Raw genomic sequence first — 17,326 nt, forward strand, 5'->3', positions numbered from 1 at the left:
ACCGGCCGCTCATTGCGCGGCGCGCTCCTGCTTGCGCTCCGACAGCAGGCGCTCGATGGTCGCCTCCGTTTCCTTGTAGTTTCCTTCGCCGAAGTGCTGGTAGACGATCTTGCCGCTGGCGTCGATCAGGTAGAGGGCGGGCCAGTACTGGTTGCCGTACGCGCCCCAGGTTGCGTACGCGTTGTCCTGCGCGACCGGGTACTTGATGCCGAAGCGCTTGAGCGCGTCCTGTACGTTCGCGGTCGATCTTTCGGACGCGAACTCGGGCGTGTGCACGCCCACCACCACCAGCCCCTGGTCACGGTATTTTTCGTGCCACTGCTTGACGTACGGCAGCGTGTGAATGCAGTTGATGCAGCTGTAGGTCCAGAAGTCGACCAGCACGACCTTGCCGCGCAGCGAGGAAATGGACAGCGGCTCCGAGTTCAGCCATCGCTCGATGCCGGTGAACTCCGGCGCCATCCCGTGGCTGGCAGGCGCCGGGGTCGCCGTGTTGGCGTAGGTCGCGGCGAGCAGGGTGGCTGCGCCGAGAAGGGTGACTGCTGCGATACAGGCGCGGATTGCGTGGCGCATGGTTCAGGCTCCAGGGTTGGATGGGAAAATCGCCCGGTCTGCGAGGCAATGCATATCTGCCGGCACCGGCCGCCTGCATGGAAGCGGTAGACGCATTTCAACGCCCGCGCGTATCCCGCCTGTTTCGAAAACCGCCTGATTTGAAAAGTATCTTGTCTGGCGGCGGCCTGGATACACAGCGATACAAGGGGCCGCGCGACCCCACACATAATTGCCTCACCGCGCAAAAGCGCGCCTTCGCAACCTGTGAGGAGGACCATCGAATGACGCGTCCGTTGCTTGTCGTCGCCATGATCTTGTCCGCGTTCGTGTATGAGCTGCGCGGCTCCGTGACCTGCCGCTGGGGGCCTGCGAATCCGCCTGCCGTGCGGACCGTCGGCGCCCCCCGGCGCAAGACGCACTCCAGATGACCGGCCCCCCAACCTGCCCATGGAATGCGTAAATGATCCAGCCTGACCATATCCTCATCGTTGACGACGACCGCGAGATCCGTGAACTGGTCGCCACCTACCTGGAGCGCGGCGGGATGCGGGTCACCCTGGCTGAGAACGGCCTCCAGATGCGCTCGGCGCTCGAAACCGGCGCGGTGGACCTCGTCGTGCTGGACCTGATGCTTCCCGGCGAAGACGGGCTGACGCTATGCCGCGACCTGCGCGCCAGCGATCGCAGGAACATGCCGGTCTTGATGCTGACTGCCCGCAACGAGGAAACCGACCGCATCCTGGGCCTCGAGATGGGCGCCGACGACTACGTGGTGAAGCCGTTTGCGGCGCGCGAGTTGCTGGCCCGGATACGTTCGGTGCTGCGGCGCACGCGCATGCTGCCGCCCAACCTGCAGGTCACCGAAGCCGCTACCGTGCTGGCCTTCGGTACCTGGCGGCTGGACACGACCGCGCGGCACCTGCTCGACGAGAACGATGTCGTCGTTGCCCTCAGCGGCGCGGAGTACCGGCTGTTGCGCACCTTCCTGGATCATCCGCAGCGGGTGCTGAACCGCGACCAGTTGCTCAACCTCACGCAGGGCCGCGACGCCGAGCTGTTCGAGCGCTCCATCGACCTGATGGTAAGCCGGCTGCGCCAGCGCCTGCGCGACGACGCGCGCGAGCCCCGCTATATCAAGACAGTGCGCAACGAAGGCTATGTATTCGCCGCGACGGTGGCAATCCACGAGGAGCGCACATGAGCTTTGCCACCCACGCCTTGCGCATATGGCCGCGCACCTTGTTTGCACGCCTGATGGTCATCCTCGTGATCGGTCTCACGCTTGCGCAAGGGCTTTCCTTCGGGCTTGTCGTGATGGAGCGCAGGGAAGCCGCCGACAGGCTGATGCTGGACAACCTCGAACTCGACGTGGCGGGATCCGTCGCGGTCCTCGACCGGCTGCCGGCGGCGGAACGGCCGGCCTGGCTGGACCGCCTGCGGCGAGCGGCATATAGCTACAGGCTCGATCACGGAACGCCCGGCATGCCATTGCATTCGTCGGAATCGGCGCGGGCAGCCACGACCATCGCACAGGCGCTGGCGGGGCGCTACGAAGTGCAGGCAAACGCGCTGCCGGGCAAGCGCGAGCATCTCCAGGTGCACTTGCGGCTGAGCGACGGCAGCCCGCTCACCATCGATATCCTGCCGGCCCGCATGACGGTGTCGACATGGCTTCCGGTGCTGCTGTGCATCCAGCTCGCCCTGCTGGCGGGATGTGCGTGGATCGCCGTGCGCCTGGTCACGCGTCCGCTCAAGCAGCTGGCGAAAGCCGCCGAGATGCTGGGACCGGACCTGAAGGCCGAGCGGATCCCGGAACGCGGACCCGCCGAGATCGTGCACGCCGCCACAGCCTTCAACGCCATGCAGCAGCGGATCGCCGGATACCTCGCCGAGCGCATCGAGATTCTCGCGGCGATCTCCCATGACCTGCAGACCCCCATCACGCGCATGCGGCTGCGGCTGGACCTGATGGACGAATCCGAGACGCTGGGCAAGCTGCGCAGCGACCTGCGCGCGATGGAGCATCTGGTGCGCGAAGGCATCACTTACGCGCGCACGCTGCATGGCAGCGCGGAGACGCCGGTTCGCGTCGATGCCGACGCGCTGCTCGACAGCCTGGCGGGAGACTACCTGGACGGCGGGCATGCGATTGCCATTGACGGCAAGGTATGCGCGCCGATCGTGACGCGGCCGCAGGCGCTGCGGCGCATCCTGACGAACCTCGTCGACAACGCTCTGAAGTTCGGCGGCGACGTCGCCGTCTGCGTGTCACGGGAGGCCGACGGGCGCCTTGCCATCGCCGTTCGCGACCGCGGGCCAGGTATCCCCGAGTCCGAACTGGAGCGGGTGATGCAGCCGTTCTATCGCCTCGAGATGTCGCGCAACAGGGGAACCGGCGGCACCGGGCTGGGCCTGGCGATCGCGCAGCAACTGGCGCAGGCCCTCGGCGGCGGGCTGGTGCTTTCCAACCGCGAAGGCGGAGGTCTCCAGGCCAAGCTCACCCTGGCCGTCTAGCGGCCGGTTCCGCCCGGCGCCGGCGCCGGGCTCACCGCCTTGCCTCCTTTGCCCCGATCGTGGCCGTGGGCGTAACCGTGTGGAAGCACGGCTACGGTTGCGGCCCGCCATTCCTGGCGCGTCCTGCGTCGCCCCCCTCCCCCCGCCAGCCTGCCTTTTCGCCGCCTTCGTCACATGCCGCAGCCGCGGCCGACGACTTTGTATTCGCTTGTATCGGCTGCTCGACACGATACGTGTGATCACAGATGTGCTCCTGCACGGATACGGGCCAGATACTTCGGTCGCCTTAAATGCATCTCATGGCGCGGCGGGAACGACAAACCCCGGAAAAACCCGGACAACCCAGCGGCGGCAGCAACACAAGCCCCGGACCAGGACTGGTCCACGGACCCTGAATACAGCCTAGGAGTCATCATGAACACCATCATTGCAAAGCGCTTCGTTTCCGCCATCGCACTGGTCGCCGCCGCAAGCGGCGTGCAGGCGGCCTTCGCGGCGGACGCGGCCACGAATCACGGCTTTGGCCAGAGCGCGGCGGCAGCCCGCATCAGCGAACGCGACCCGTTCATCGACGGTGCCCGCACCAGCGAACGCGACCCGTTCATCGATGGTGCCCGCATCGGCCAGCGCGATGTCTTCACCGACGGTGCCCGCACGCTCGCCGGCCTGGACCGCAGCGGCCCCTCGGCCGACCCGGCCCGCGCCATCGACCCGTACCTGGACGGCGCCCGCATCGGCCAGCGCGATGTCTTCACCGATGGTGCCCGCACGCTCGCCGGCCTGGACCGCGCCGGCGTGTCGGCCGACCCGGCCCGCGCCGTCGACCCCTACCTGGACGGCGCCCGCATCGGCCAGCGCGATGTCTTCACCGATGGTGCCCGCACGCTTGCCGGCCTGGACCGCACCGGCGTGTCGGCCGACCCGGCCCGCGCCGCCGACCCCTACCTGGACGGCGCCCGTATCGGCCAGCGCGATGTCTTCACCGATGGTGCCCGCGCCGCTGCCTGAGGCCCCCGCGGGTCCCGCCTGCGCGCAACGGCACATCCACGCAATACCCACGCTGATTCTGTACCCCGGGCACGGCAGCCGTGCCCGCTTTCAAAGAATCCGAAGGCAGTTTTTTACTCTGAGGAGTCCATCATGACCCAAGTCGAAAACAAGGTCCTGTACACCGGCAAGACCCACACCACCGGCGGCCGCGACGGCAGCTCCCGCAGCACCGATGGCCACCTGGACATCAAGCTTTCGTCGCCCGGCACGACGGGCAGCGGCACCAATCCGGAGCAACTGTTTGCCGCCGGCTGGTCGGCCTGCTTCATCGGCGCGATGGGGATTGCGGCCGGCAAGCTGAAGGTCGCGCTCCCGGCCGACCTGGCCGTCGACGCCGAAGTGGACCTGGTCAACGGCGGCGACGCCTACTTCCTGCAGGCCCGCCTCAACGTCAGCCTGCCGGGACTGGAGCGCGACGTTGCGCAAGCCCTGGCGGACAGCGCGCACCAGACCTGCCCTTACTCCAAGCTCGCGCGCGGCAATATCGACGTCGTGATCAACGTGGTCTGAGCCACGCGCATCACGGCCCCGGCCCGCCCGCGCCGATCGGGCGGGCTGCCCCCTGCCTTGCAGGCCCCGCCAGACATCTCAGGCGTTTCCCCGGGCCTGGCAGCAAGCTTCTGACCGGCCGTGCCGGCCGTCACGCCTCGCTTCGCACAGCCTTGACGAGATTGTTGCGCAGCCCGACGATGTCCTTTTGCAGCTTCGTGAATCCCTGGGGCGTGAGGCCGCAGGCCTCCACCAGATTGACGTCCTGGGCCCGTTCGCGCAGGCGCCTCCCGCTTTTCGTCAGGCTGACCCGCACCTGGCGCTCGTTGGCCGCATCGCGCTTGCGCTCCACGTAGCCCACCGCTTCGAGTTTCTTGAGGATCGGCGTGAGGGTATTCGATTCGAGAAAGAGCTTCTCGCCGAGGCCGCTGACCGTCTGGTCGTCCTCCTCCGAAAGCGCGATGATCGTGACGTATTGGGTGTAGGTGAGGCCGAGTTTATCGAGGAGCGGCCTGTAGGCCTTGCCGAACGCCAGGTTCGCCGAGTAGACCGCAAAGCACAGGAAGTCGGCCAGTTTTACGTCTTCGGGATCGGCCCGTACATTCGATTTCATCTGTATCCCTCGCGTTAGCGCTGTCCGTTGAATGACACAGCATACATCGGATACGCGTTAATCGGAACCGCTATGAAAATCGGGAACGGAAACACCGGGGGTGCCTGTTCCGATGGCGTCACATCCGGGTTCACCGCTTCGGGCAGTGGATGTCCGAGGAGGCTCTGCCTGCTGACACGCTAAATATTGAAAGCCTGTTTCAGCAAGCTCTGGCCTCACTCGAAGCCGTGGAAGTTGAGGCCATCAAAGCGATCGCCCGCGAGGCGAGCGGCATCGATTACCACTTGCCGGGCCATTCCCGGTGAAGGTCGTCAATCGTGAAAGCGTGGCGATGCCTGCGTTGTCCGGTCCTCTCTCCTTCTTCCAGGTGGGCATCCAGTTCGTCGCCTTCAGGATGCTCGTGCTCCAGCATGTCGGGGTCATTGGCCGGCCATAGCCGCCATGCGCAAAGGACACCAATCAAGGAGATGCCGGCCAGCACTGCAAACGCTGCAGTCATGCCATACCCGGCGCCGATCTGGCCGGCCAGCGGATAGGCGATCAACCAGCATGCATGTGACAGGGAGAATTGCGCGGCAAACACCGCCGCTCGGTCGGGCGAGGTGGCGGATCGCCTGAGCAGGCGTCCGCCCGGCGTCTGCGTCATCGAGTAGCCAGCGCCGATCACAAACCACGTCAGAAGAAATGCCGGCCACTCGGCCGCCGGCGCAAGGCCGGTCAGCACCACGCCGAACGCAAGGCCAAGGGTCATGATGAACGCCCCGGTCAGCATTGGGGGCCGGTCCGGACGCGCATTGAGGAAGCGCGGCAGCATCAGCGCAACAAGCATCGAGCCGAAACCGAATGCCGCCAGTCCGAACGGCACGTCCGATGCCGGACGCTGCAGATTGCCCTGCACGTAGACAACCGTATTGACGATCACCATCGAACTGGCGGCTGCCGCGGCAAGGTTCAGCGCAAGCAGCCCTCGCAGGCGCGGGGTACGCAGGTAGATGGAGATCCCGCGAAAGGTCTTCGCGTAGATGCTGCCCGTACGGTCCACGGCACGGGACTGCGGCAGACGCACCGATACCACCAGTGCGGCCGAGCAAAGGAAGCCAATGACCGTGCCACCAAACAGCCAGTGAAAACTGATGACCGACAGCAATGCCGCAGCAAGCGCAGGACTCGCCAGACTCTCCATGTCGTAGGCCAGGCGCGACAACGACAGTGCACGGGTATAGTCCTTCTCCTCCGGCAGCACGTCCGGGATCGTCGCCTGGAACGTTGGCGTGAAGGCGGCGGAGGCCGATTGCAGCAGGAAGATCAGCACGTAGATCTGCCAGACCTGTGTCACGAACGGCAGCGAAATGGCCACGGCGGCACGCACGAGGTCCATCGCCACGAGAAATGCGCGGCGCGGCAGGCGGTTGGCGAAGGCGCCCACCACGGGCGCGATGCCGACATAGGCCACCATCTTGATAGCGAGCGCCGTGCCAAGGACGCTTCCAGCGTTTGCCCCGGCGAGGTCGTAGGCCAGCAGCCCAAGCGCAACGGTTGCCAGCCCCGTCCCGACCAGTGCAATCACCTGCGCCGCAAACAGGTGCCTGTACGTGCGATTTCCCAGTACTTCAAGCATGACGTCTCCGACGCTTCAAAACGCTCACTACACTTCGACCAGTGCGCTGTCGCCTGTGACGGCATGCCGTTGCCGGCCCAGGGCCACGCCGCGCCGCATGGGGCCGGCAGGACAAACAGCGTCGGCACGGTCGCCATGATGCGTCCACCAATGACGACTATCGCCAGCGGCGTCTGAACTTAAGCGCCCGTGCCTGTGACGATTGCGCATCTTTACCGGATTCCCGGAATTGTAGAGATATCTACAACATTGAWGAGGCGACTACGGCCAGCTACGCTTGGCGCATGAACCCTCTCCAATCAAGCCCCCAGGCCGCCTGGCTGCTGCTGATCGTCAGCCTGCCGACATCGGCCGCCACGCCGCGCATGCGACTGTGGCGCGGCATCAAGTCGCTCGGCGCAGCGCCGCTGCGCGACGGCGCCTATCTTCTGCCCGACCAGCCAGGATTGCGCGGCCAGCTCGAAAAGCTGGCCGGGGACGCGAAAAGCGAGGACGGCAAGGTCTGGATTCTTTCGGTCCAGACGAACGATGCGCATGAAGATGCCGAGTATCGCGCATTGTTCGACCGGTCTGCCGAGTATGCGACCTGGACGGCCGAACTCTCCGGCGCCCGTGCAACGTTGGGTGACGCGGACGAAGCGGAACTGCTGCGCCTGGTGCGCCGTCACGGCCGGGCATTCGACGCGATCCGGAATATCGATTTCTTCCACAGCGATGCGTCAGCCCGGGCGGAAGCGCAATGGCGCGACTTCAACGCGGCCGTCGACATCCTCCTGTCGCCCGGCGAACCGCACGGAGTAGCCGGCCGCATCCCGCGACGCGATCCCGCCCAGTATCAGGGAAGGCGCTGGGCGACCCGCCGGCACCTCTGGGTGGACCGAGTCGCCTGTGCCTGGTTGATCCAGCGCTTCATCGATCCCCACGCCACCTTCCTCTGGCTCGACGACGTGCGCCAATGCCCGGACGATGCGCTGGGATTCGATTTCGATGGCGCGACCTTCACCCATATCGGCGACCGCGTTTCGTTCGAGGTGTTGCTCGCCAGCTTTGGGCTCGACGAGGACAAGGGACTGGCGCGCCTTGGCCAGATGATTCACGTACTCGACATCGGCGGCACGCCCGTCGCGGAAGCGAGCGGCTTCGAGGCCATGCTGACCGGTGCCCGCGAGCGGCTGCCCGATGACGATGCCCTGCTGGGCGAGATGAGCCATGTCCTCGATTCGCTCCATGTGCACTTCTCCGGCAGCCGCAAACGCTAGGCCACTCCCCCCCAATCAAGCTCACCCCTCGAGACTAACGATGAACTCGCCCCAACCAGCCGATACCTCGTCGGCCCAGCCAACGCATAGCCGCCCCGGCTACACGCTGCGGCAACTGGTGCTCTACTTCCTGCGACTTGGCACCTTCGGCTTTGGTGGCCCGGTAGCACTGGCCGGCTACATGCACCGTGACCTGGTGGATGCGCGGCAGTGGATCACCGATGCCGACTACAAGGAAGGCATCGCGCTGGCACAACTGGCGCCAGGGCCGCTGGCGGCCCAGCTGGCGATCTATCTTGGCTATGTGCATTACCGCATCCTGGGCGCGACGCTCATCGGCATCGCCTTTGTGCTGCCATCGTTCCTGATGGTGCTGGCGCTCGGCTGGGCGTACCTGCGCTTCGGCGGGCTGACGTGGATGCAGTCGGTGTTCTACGGCGTGGGTGCAGCCGTCATCGGCATCATCGCGATCAGTGCCTACAAGCTGACCAGGAAAAGCGTGGGCAAGGACAAACTGCTGTGGTTCATCTACCTGGTCCTCGTCGCAGTGACGGTCATCACCGAGTCGGAGGTGGCCTGGCTATTTCTCGCGGCCGGCATTCTGGTCTGGTTCTGGCGTGCGCCGCCGAAATGGCTGCGTCAAGGCAAGCTGAATGCGATGGCAGCAACACCCTTCCCGGCGGCAAGCGGCCTGCTGAGTACGGTGGACTGGCCACTGCTCTCGCAGATCGGTGTGTTCTTTGCCAAGGCCGGTGCGTTCGTCTTCGGTTCAGGGCTTGCCATCGTACCGTTCCTGTACGGCGGCGTGGTGACTGAGCACCAGTGGTTGAACGACAAGCAGTTTGTCGACGCCGTGGCCGTGGCCATGATTACGCCTGGCCCGGTCGTCATCACCGTCGGCTTCATTGGCTATCTGGTCGCGGGACTGCCGGGTGCCTGCGTGGCAGCGGCGGCGACTTTCCTGCCCTGTTACCTGTTCACCATCCTGCCGGCGCCTTACTTCAAGAAGTACGGCAAGCTGCCCGCCATCCTGGCGTTCGTGGATGGCGTCACCGCAGCCGCCATCGGCGCCATCACCGGAGCGGTCATTGTGCTGGCCAGGCGCTCGATCGTCGATATTCCCACCGCGCTGCTGGCGCTGGTCACCGTTGCGCTGCTGCTTAAGTTCAAGAAGCTGCCCGAACCCATGATTGTTGCGGGTGCTGCCGTGATCGGCCTGGTGGCCTATCCGCTGCTGCATCACTGAGTCGCCAAAGGAGACACCATGACTTACCAGACGAAGCCGCTCTCATGCGATCCAACCAGGCTGCCGGGCCTGTCCGAGAAACTGATCGTCAGCCACTACGAGAACAACTACGGTGGTGCGGTAAAGCGGCTCAACGCCATTACGGCGGAGCTTGTCGCACTGGATATGGCGACCGCACCCGTGTTCTTGCTCAATGGCTTGAAGCGCGAGGAGCTGATCGCCACGAATTCGATGATCCTGCATGAGGTCTATTTCGACAGCCTTGGCGATGCCGGGCCGCCGGAAGGCAATCTGAAGGCCACCATCGAGCGCGATTTCGGCTCGTTCGCACGCTGGCAGGCCGAATTCACGGCCATGGGCAAGGCGCTTGGCGGCGGCTCGGGCTGGGTGCTGCTCACCTACTCGCCGCGCGACCATCGGCTTGTCAACCAGTGGGCGTCGGATCACGCTCATACGCTGGCCGGTGCCACGCCCATCCTGGCGCTCGATATGTATGAGCATTCCTATCACATGGACTACGGCGCCAAGGCCGCGGCCTATGTGGATGCATTCATGCAGAACATCCACTGGAAACGCGTGGCCGACCGACTGGCGGCCCTGCAGCAGTAGGCTGGATGCATCCTGCAAACCAACGGAGACTGTCACCATGCAGTGGATCACGCGGGAACGCCCCAAGATCGATCGCATCGCCTGCCCATGGCTGATCGCGCGCTTTATCGACGAGACACCGGACTTCCTGTACGTGCGGGCCGGGGACGTCGCGCGCATCGCCAGCGAAAGCGGCGCAATTCCTTATGACATCCCTGGTGTCGAACTGACGCATGTGGGCGAGCTTTGCAGCTTCGACGCATTCCTCGGCAAGTACAAGCTCGGCGGTGATCCGGCCCTGCAGCAACTGGCCGGCATCGTGCGCGGCGCGGATACATCACGGCTGGACCTCACACCGCAGTCGAGCGGCCTCTATGCCATTTCGCTGGGGCTGTCTCACGTTTTCACCGACGACCATGAAATGCTTGAACATGGCATGGTGATGTACGACGCGCTATATGCTTGGTGTCAGAGTTGCCAGGCGGAGACACATGCGTGGCCGCCGCAAATGTCCGCATGAAAAGCGCTGGGGCATCAGATGAAACGGATTTTCGCCGCGAGCTTGCGGAGTACAAGACGGGACTGAGGTGTCGGTAATGGCCACCGTCCACACCAAGCTCGCGGGGATTCTGCTTCCGCAGGGCATCGACGCACGTGTCACGCCGCTTCTCATTGGGCGAGCGCTGCGCGGATTGTGCGACGGGTTCGTCGCGGTACTCTTGCCGGCGTACCTGCTGGGGCTCGGCTTTGGCCAGCTGGCTGTCGGGCTGATCAGCAGCGCCACGCTGATCGGCTCTGCCCTCGCTACGATTCTGGTCGGGCTCGTCGGCAGCCGTTTTCCACAACGTCGCTTGCTGAAACTGGCGGCAGTGCTGATGGCGGCGACCGGGGTGGGCTTTGCCGGCCTGTCCTCGCTCTGGCCGCTGTTGATCGTCGCTTTCATCGGCACGCTGAACCCGAGTTCCGGCGATGTCAGCGTGTTCCTGCCGCTGGAGCAGGCCCGGYTGGCAGAGGCGGCGATACCCGACGCGCGCACCGCGCTATACGCCCGCTACAGCCTTGTTGGCGCCTTCTCTGCTGCCATCGGCGCCCTGGCCGCAGCCCTGCCCGGCTGGATTTCCTTGCATGCCGGCCTGTCGCTTCTGGCTGCAATGCGCCTGATGTTCGGCATCTACGCCTTGACCGGCATTGCGCTCTGGGGCCTCTATGCGCGGCTGCCCGAAAGCCCCCCGCAGTCGGTCTCGGCAACAACGCCTCTGGGCCCGTCTCGTCGCATCGTCATTCGTCTGGCGATGCTGTTCAGCGTGGACGCGTTCGCGGGCGGGCTGGTGGTCAATGCATTGCTTTCACTTTGGCTGATGCAGCGCTTCGGGATGTCTCCCGGCGCGGCAGGGCAGTTCTTCTTCTGGGCTGGAATGTTGACAACGGCCTCGCAGTTCGCCGCGGTGCCACTGGCACGGAAGGTCGGTCTTCTGAACACGATGGTGTTCACACACATTCCTTCCAGCGTCTTCCTGATCGCCGCCGCATTCGCGCCGTCACTGACGATGACCCTGCTGCTATTGCTCGCGCGCAGTGCGCTGTCGCAAATGGACGTGCCGACCCGGACGGCGTACGTGATGGCCGTGGTGACGCCAGCCGAGCGCACTGCGGCCGCGAGCCTGACTGCGGTACCGAGGAGCCTGGCTGCCGCCATCAGCCCGGTGCTTGCCGGTGGCCTGATGGCAATGGGCTGGATAGGCGCGCCGTTGCTGGCCTGCGGCGTGCTGAAGATTGGCTATGACCTCGCCATCCTGGCCGCTTTCAGGCGTGTCAGGCCACTCGATTAGCGTACATGGGCGTTGATCCGGCCCGCCTCCTTCCAACGGTGACGCTGGCGTGGAGAATGCGAATGGCAAAAGTCCCGGATGCGCAGGCGAGCGTGTAGCAATGCGTGGGGCACGGGCATCACCAGTCACATCAAAATAGCTCCGTGACGGTCACCAGAAACAAAAAAGCCCTCTAGAAAGAGGGCCTTGGCTACTTTTCTCCACTTCTGGAGATATGTATCTCAGAACGGAATATCGTCGTCCATATCCTCGAAGCCGTTCGACGGGGCTGGCTGCGGACGACGCGCGCCGCCACCCTGACCGCCACCCTGGCCGCCGCCCTGGCCACCGGAGGCCTGGCCGCCGCGGGCGCCGTAGCCACCACCACCGCCACCGCCCGATTCGCGGCCACCGCTGTAGCCGCCGCCCATGTCGTCACCGCCACCGCCGCCGCCCATGCCCTGGCGCGAGCCCAGCATCTGCATCTGTTCGGCCACGATTTCGGTGCTGTACTTTTCCGCGCCCGCCTGGTCGGTCCACTTGCGCGTGCGGATGCGGCCTTCGATATAGACCTGCGAACCTTTCTTCAGGTACTGGCCGGCGATCTCGGCCAGCTTGCCGAAGAAGGCAATGCGGTGCCACTCGGTGGCTTCCTTCATCTCGCCGCTTTGCTTGTCCTTGTAGCGGTCGGTGGTCGCCAGGCGGATGTTGGTCAYGGCGTCGCCGCTGGGCATGTAGCGGGTTTCGGGGTCCGCGCCCAGATTGCCGACGAGGATGACTTTGTTGAYCGATGCCATGTRAATGTTCTCCCAGGACCACGCCCTCTGCTGCAAGCGGCGTGGCGATGCCTTGACTGATGCGCAAACAAATGCGCGTAAACGAATAACGCGCCCCCGGCCATAGAGTCGGGCGCGCGGTCATGCTAGTGCCAAACAGCGGCGAAAAGCTTTACGAAGTGATGCGACAAACCCTTTCGGACCTGCCTTCCCGCTGCCGCCTGCTTCAGGCAGCGACGGCCGGCGCACTACTTTTCCGGGCCGGGGGCGACTTCATGTTCCAGGCGATTATAAGCCAGAGCAGGAGCACGACCGCGCAACCGATGAACACCGCGCTGCGACCTTCGTGCTTGAGCAGCCAGCCGCCGACGGCGCCGCCGAGAAACAGGCCCATCGCCTGCGTGGTGTTGTACACGCCCAGCGCGGCCCCGCGCGCCGCGGCGGCGTACCGCGACACCAGCGAAGGCTGCATGGCTTCGAGCACGTTGAAGGCGACGAAAAACAGCAGCAGCACGCCAACGATGCCCCACAGGCCGTGCACCGCGGCGAACAGCAGTTGCACGGCAGTCATCAGGCCGACCGAGCACAGCAGCACGGGGCGCACCTTGCCATAGCGCTCGGCCGCCATCATGGGTCCGAGCATCAGGACGAAGGAAACCAGCACCACGGGCAGGTAGACCTTCCAGTGCTGGTCCAGCGGCATGCCGGCGCTGCTGAGCATGGCCGGCACCACCATGAACATGGCGACCTGGGACGCATGCAGGGCGAGCACGCCCACGTTGAGGCGGATCAGGTCGGGGTTGAGCAGCACGGCACGGAACGGCAAGCGCACCGGGTGCGGCGGCGGCGGCGCGGGCACCAGGAACAGCGTGACCAGGATGGCGACCACGCCGAGCACCGACATCAGCGTGAAGATGCCCGGCATGCCGATGCTGTGCAGCAGCGGCGAGGCGATCACCAGCGACAGCGCGAAGGTCAGGCCGATGCTGCCGCCGACCATGGCCATGGCCTTGGTGCGGTGCTGCTCGCGGGTCAGGTCGGCGATGCAGGCGGTGATGGCCGCGGAAATCGCGCCCATGCCTTGCAGCGAGCGGCCGACGATGATGCCGGTCAGCGTGTCCGACCCGGCCGCCACCAGGCCGCCGGCGACGAACAGCAGCAGCCCCGCCACCATCACCGGCTTGCGGCCGACGCGGTCGGACAGCCAGCCCAGCGGGATATGGAGGAAGGCCTGCATCAGGCCATAGATGCCCATGGCCAGGCCCACGCGCTGGGCGTCGTGCCCGTCGGGCAGCCCGGCGGCGTATTCGGCGAACACCGGCAGGATCAGGAACAGCCCGAGCATGCGCAGTGCGAAGATGCTGGCGAGCGAGATGCTGGCCCGCAGTTCCATGCGGGTCATGCGGTCGCGACCGGCGGCCTGGGGCCTGGCGCCATCGGCCTTGGAATCGTCGGCCTTGGCCGCATCTTGGGAGGAGCTATGGATCGACGACATTGCGATCGTGGGGAATTTCCGAGACTGGTTGCCGGACCGGCCCATGCAGCACGCCGGATGCGGTGCCGCGCTGCACCCCCGGAAGCCCCCGGATGGCACCCATCGCGGGACCCTCGGAGACACCCTCGGAGGCATCGCCACACAAGGACGGGCAACCCCGGAAACCGAAGTTCGGTATATTAACAGGTTTGCTTCGCCGCGCTTTGGGCGCCGCAACGGGCGCCGCGCGGCCCGGAGCGGGCTGCCAGAGCCGTGCCTGGCATGCTTTTTTCTTGGAAATTCCGTGAGACCGGCCTGTCGACCTGACTGGCGGCCCGCCTGGCGAAGACATTCGGTATATGGAAGAAATCAGAATCCGTGGTGCCCGTACCCACAACCTGAAGAACATCAATCTCGATCTGCCCCGCAACAAGCTGATCGTGATCACCGGGCTATCCGGTTCGGGCAAGTCATCGCTGGCCTTCGACACCTTGTATGCCGAGGGGCAACGGCGCTATGTGGAGTCGCTCTCGGCCTACGCGCGCCAGTTCCTGCAGCTGATGGAAAAGCCCGACGTGGACCTGATCGAAGGCCTGTCGCCGGCGATCGCCATCGAACAGAAGGCAACCAGCCACAACCCCCGCTCCACGGTGGGCACGGTCACCGAGATCCACGACTACCTGCGCCTGCTGTTCGCGCGCGCCGGCACCCCCTACTGCCCGGACCACAACCTGCCGCTGCAGGCACAGAGCGTGTCGCAGATGGTGGATGCCGCGCTGGCGCTGCCGGAAGACACCAAGCTGATGATCCTGGCGCCGGTGGTGGCCAATCGCAAGGGCGAGCACCTCGACCTGTTCGACACCATGCAGGCGCAGGGCTTCGTGCGTTTTCGCATCCGCTCGGGCGGCGGCACCACGCACGAGGCGCCGGCCGTGGTCTATGAAGTCGACGCGCTGCCCAAGCTGAAGAAAACCGAAAAGCATTCCATCGACGTGGTGGTGGACCGCGTCAAGGTACGCGCCGACATCAAGCAGCGCCTGGCGGAATCGTTCGAGACGGCGCTGCGCCTGGCCGACGGCCGCGCCATTGCGCTGGAGATCGACAGCGCGCACGAGCACGGCTTCAGCTCCAAGTTCGCCTGCCCGATCTGTTCCTACTCGCTGCAGGAGCTGGAGCCGCGCCTGTTCTCGTTCAACAACCCGATGGGCGCCTGCCCGAGCTGCGACGGGCTGGGCCAGATCACCTTCTTCGATCCCAAGCGGGTGGTGGCGTTTCCCAACCTGTCGCTGGCCTCGGGCGCGATCAAGGGCTGGGACCGGCGCAACCAGTTCTACTTCCAGATGCTGCAGAGCCTGGCCGCCTACTACGACTTCGAGCTGGATACGGCCTTCGAGGACCTGCCCGCCGAGGTGCAGGAGGTGGTGCTGCATGGCTCGGGCGACGTCGAGATCCCGTTCACCTACATGAACGAGCGCGGCCGCACCACGGTGCGCGAGCATGCCTTCGAGGGCATCATCCCCAATCTGGAGCGGCGCTACCGCGAGACCGACTCGGTCGCGGTGCGCGAGGAACTGGCCAAGTACCAGAACAACCAGGCCTGCCCCGCCTGCCACGGCACGCGGCTGCGCACCGAGGCGCGCCACGTCAAGCTGGGCGAGAACGACCAGGCGCGCGCCATCTTCGAGATCAACGGCTGGCCGCTGCGCGATGCGCTGACGTATTTCCTCACACTGGACATGCACGGCGCCAAGCGCGAGATCGCCGACAAGATCGTCAAGGAGATCACCGCGCGCCTGAATTTCCTCAACAACGTGGGGCTGGACTACCTCTCGCTCGAGCGCAGCGCGGACACGCTCTCGGGCGGCGAGGCGCAGCGCATCCGCCTGGCCTCGCAGATCGGCTCCGGCCTGACCGGCGTGATGTACGTGCTGGACGAGCCGTCGATCGGCCTGCACCAGCGCGACAACGACCGCCTGATCGGCACGCTCAAGCACCTGCGCGACATCGGTAATTCCGTGCTGGTGGTGGAGCACGACGAGGACATGATCCGCGCCTGCGACTACGTGGTCGACATCGGCCCGGGCGCCGGCGTGCACGGCGGCATGATCGTGGCCGAGGGCACGCCGGCCCAGATCGAGCAGTCGCCCAACTCGCTTACCGGCCAGTACATGTCCGGCGCGCGCCGCATCGAGGTGCCGGCCGAGCGTGCCGCGCCCGACGAGGAAAAGCTGCTGCGCATCATCAACGCCACCGGCAACAACCTGCGCAACGTCAGCGCGGAGATCCCGGTGGGCCTGCTGACCTGCGTCACGGGAGTATCCGGCTCGGGCAAGTCGACGCTGATCAACGACACGCTGTACCACGCGGTGGCGCGCCACCTGTACGGCTCCACGGCGGAGCCGGCGGCGCACGACCGCATCGACGGGCTGGAACACTTCGACAAGGTCATCAACGTCGACCAGAGCCCGATCGGGCGCACGCCGCGCTCCAACCCCGCCACCTACACGGGCCTGTTCACGCCGATCCGCGAGCTGTTCGCCGGCGTGCCGGCGGCCAAGGAGCGCGGCTACGATCCGGGCCGCTTCTCGTTCAACGTCAAGGGCGGGCGCTGCGAGGCCTGCCAGGGCGACGGCGTGCTCAAGGTGGAGATGCACTTCCTGCCCGACGTGTACGTGCCTTGCGATGTGTGCCACGGCAAGCGCTACAACCGCGAGACGCTGGAGGTGCTCTACAAGGGCAAGAGCATCCACGAGACGCTGGACATGACGGTGGAGCAGGCGCACGAGTTCTTCAACGCAGTGCCGGTGGTACGGCGCAAGCTCAAGACACTGCTCGACGTGGGCCTGGGCTACATCCGCCTGGGGCAGTCCGCCACCACGCTGTCGGGCGGCGAGGCGCAGCGCGTGAAACTCTCGCTGGAGCTGTCCAAGCGCGACACCGGGCGCACGCTCTACATCCTGGACGAGCCCACCACGGGCCTGCATTTCCACGACATCGAGCTGCTCCTCAAGGTCATCCACAAGCTGCGCGACCAGGGCAATACGGTGGTGATCATCGAGCACAACCTGGACGTGATCAAGACCGCGGACTGGCTGCTCGACATGGGCCCCGAGGGCGGCGCCGGCGGCGGCCAGGTGATCGCCAAGGGTACGCCGGAAACCGTGGCCGGCAGCCGCGCCAGCTTTACCGGCAAGTACCTCGCGCCGCTGCTCGCGCGCTGAGCGCGCATCGGCCTGGCCGGCGCGCCGCCGTGCGCGCCCCCGCGGCGGTGGCGCCTTGCATTCGACACCGCGCGGCCTACCATGGACTGCGGAAGATCCCGATTCGCTCGGGTCG

General features: G+C 65.6%; 16 protein-coding genes. 11 read left to right on the forward strand and 5 right to left on the reverse strand.

The window, feature by feature from the left end:
* Positions 1–9 precede the first annotated feature (9 nt).
* A complete protein-coding gene (locus AC1DO7_RS08930; protein WP_441613684.1) occupies positions 10–573 on the reverse strand; it encodes a thioredoxin family protein in 564 nt (187 codons plus the stop codon).
* Positions 574–1,015: 442 nt separating this feature from the next.
* Here AC1DO7_RS08930 and AC1DO7_RS08935 point away from each other — a divergent pair, with 442 nt between their 5' ends.
* From AC1DO7_RS08935 to AC1DO7_RS08950, 4 genes are all read left to right on the forward strand, one after another.
* A complete protein-coding gene (locus AC1DO7_RS08935; protein WP_441613685.1) occupies positions 1,016–1,756 on the forward strand; it encodes a response regulator in 741 nt (246 codons plus the stop codon).
* Positions 1,753–3,069 (forward strand): ATP-binding protein, encoded by a 1,317-nt coding sequence (locus tag AC1DO7_RS08940; protein ID WP_441613686.1) that lies wholly within the window; start codon positions 1,753–1,755, stop codon positions 3,067–3,069. The genes AC1DO7_RS08935 and AC1DO7_RS08940 overlap by 4 nt, the downstream gene beginning before the upstream one ends.
* A gap of 414 nt (positions 3,070–3,483) precedes the next feature.
* Entirely contained in the window at positions 3,484–4,077 is a 594-nt protein-coding gene (locus tag AC1DO7_RS08945; RefSeq protein ID WP_441613687.1) for a copper resistance protein CopQ, read from the forward strand.
* Positions 4,078–4,209: 132 nt separating this feature from the next.
* A complete protein-coding gene (locus tag AC1DO7_RS08950; protein WP_441613688.1) occupies positions 4,210–4,629 on the forward strand; it encodes an organic hydroperoxide resistance protein in 420 nt (139 codons plus the stop codon).
* 130 nt (positions 4,630–4,759) lie between these two features.
* Here AC1DO7_RS08950 and AC1DO7_RS08955 read toward each other — a convergent pair whose 3' ends face one another.
* Positions 4,760–5,221 (reverse strand): MarR family winged helix-turn-helix transcriptional regulator, encoded by a 462-nt coding sequence (locus tag AC1DO7_RS08955; protein ID WP_441613689.1) that lies wholly within the window; start codon positions 5,219–5,221, stop codon positions 4,760–4,762.
* A 149-nt stretch (positions 5,222–5,370) separates the two neighbouring features.
* Here AC1DO7_RS08955 and AC1DO7_RS08960 point away from each other — a divergent pair, with 149 nt between their 5' ends.
* Complete coding sequence (locus AC1DO7_RS08960) at positions 5,371–5,526, forward strand: hypothetical protein (protein WP_441613690.1); 156 nt, start codon at positions 5,371–5,373, stop codon at positions 5,524–5,526.
* On the opposite strand, the gene AC1DO7_RS08965 is transcribed toward AC1DO7_RS08960, so the two are convergent.
* Positions 5,499–6,839: an MFS transporter gene (locus AC1DO7_RS08965; RefSeq protein ID WP_441613691.1), complete on the reverse strand. Its 1,341-nt coding sequence runs from the start codon at positions 6,837–6,839 to the stop codon at positions 5,499–5,501. The genes AC1DO7_RS08960 and AC1DO7_RS08965 overlap by 28 nt on opposite strands.
* 284 nt (positions 6,840–7,123) lie before the next feature.
* Between AC1DO7_RS08965 and AC1DO7_RS08970 the strand changes: the two genes are divergently transcribed.
* The 5 genes from AC1DO7_RS08970 to AC1DO7_RS08990 all read left to right on the forward strand — a co-directional run bounded on the left by AC1DO7_RS08970 (position 7,124) and on the right by AC1DO7_RS08990 (position 11,761).
* Positions 7,124–8,098 (forward strand): chromate resistance protein ChrB domain-containing protein, encoded by a 975-nt coding sequence (locus AC1DO7_RS08970; protein WP_441613692.1) that lies wholly within the window; start codon positions 7,124–7,126, stop codon positions 8,096–8,098.
* Positions 8,099–8,138: 40 nt separating this feature from the next.
* Entirely contained in the window at positions 8,139–9,344 is a 1,206-nt protein-coding gene (locus AC1DO7_RS08975; RefSeq protein WP_441613693.1) for a chromate transporter, read from the forward strand.
* 18 nt (positions 9,345–9,362) lie between these two features.
* Positions 9,363–9,953, forward strand: a complete 591-nt coding sequence (locus AC1DO7_RS08980) for a superoxide dismutase (RefSeq protein WP_441613694.1) — start codon at positions 9,363–9,365, stop codon at positions 9,951–9,953.
* A gap of 37 nt (positions 9,954–9,990) precedes the next feature.
* Complete coding sequence (locus AC1DO7_RS08985) at positions 9,991–10,452, forward strand: chromate resistance protein ChrB domain-containing protein (RefSeq protein ID WP_441613695.1); 462 nt, start codon at positions 9,991–9,993, stop codon at positions 10,450–10,452.
* A 76-nt stretch (positions 10,453–10,528) separates the two neighbouring features.
* Positions 10,529–11,761 (forward strand): MFS transporter, encoded by a 1,233-nt coding sequence (locus tag AC1DO7_RS08990; protein ID WP_441613696.1) that lies wholly within the window; start codon positions 10,529–10,531, stop codon positions 11,759–11,761.
* Between the two features lie 221 nt (positions 11,762–11,982).
* On the opposite strand, the gene AC1DO7_RS08995 is transcribed toward AC1DO7_RS08990, so the two are convergent.
* On the reverse strand, positions 11,983–12,537 hold the full coding sequence (locus AC1DO7_RS08995) for a single-stranded DNA-binding protein (RefSeq protein WP_477116012.1): 555 nt from the start codon (positions 12,535–12,537) through the stop codon (positions 11,983–11,985).
* Positions 12,538–12,742: 205 nt separating this feature from the next.
* Positions 12,743–14,011, reverse strand: coding sequence for an MFS transporter (locus AC1DO7_RS09000; protein WP_441613698.1), 1,269 nt, complete (start codon positions 14,009–14,011; stop codon positions 12,743–12,745).
* A gap of 338 nt (positions 14,012–14,349) precedes the next feature.
* On the opposite strand from AC1DO7_RS09000, the gene uvrA reads away from it, so the two are divergent.
* Complete coding sequence (gene uvrA / locus AC1DO7_RS09005) at positions 14,350–17,211, forward strand: excinuclease ABC subunit UvrA (RefSeq protein ID WP_441613699.1); 2,862 nt, start codon at positions 14,350–14,352, stop codon at positions 17,209–17,211.
* The last annotated feature ends 115 nt before the right edge of the window (positions 17,212–17,326 follow it).

The sequence above is a fragment of the Cupriavidus sp. 05N40 genome, from assembly GCF_056397305.1.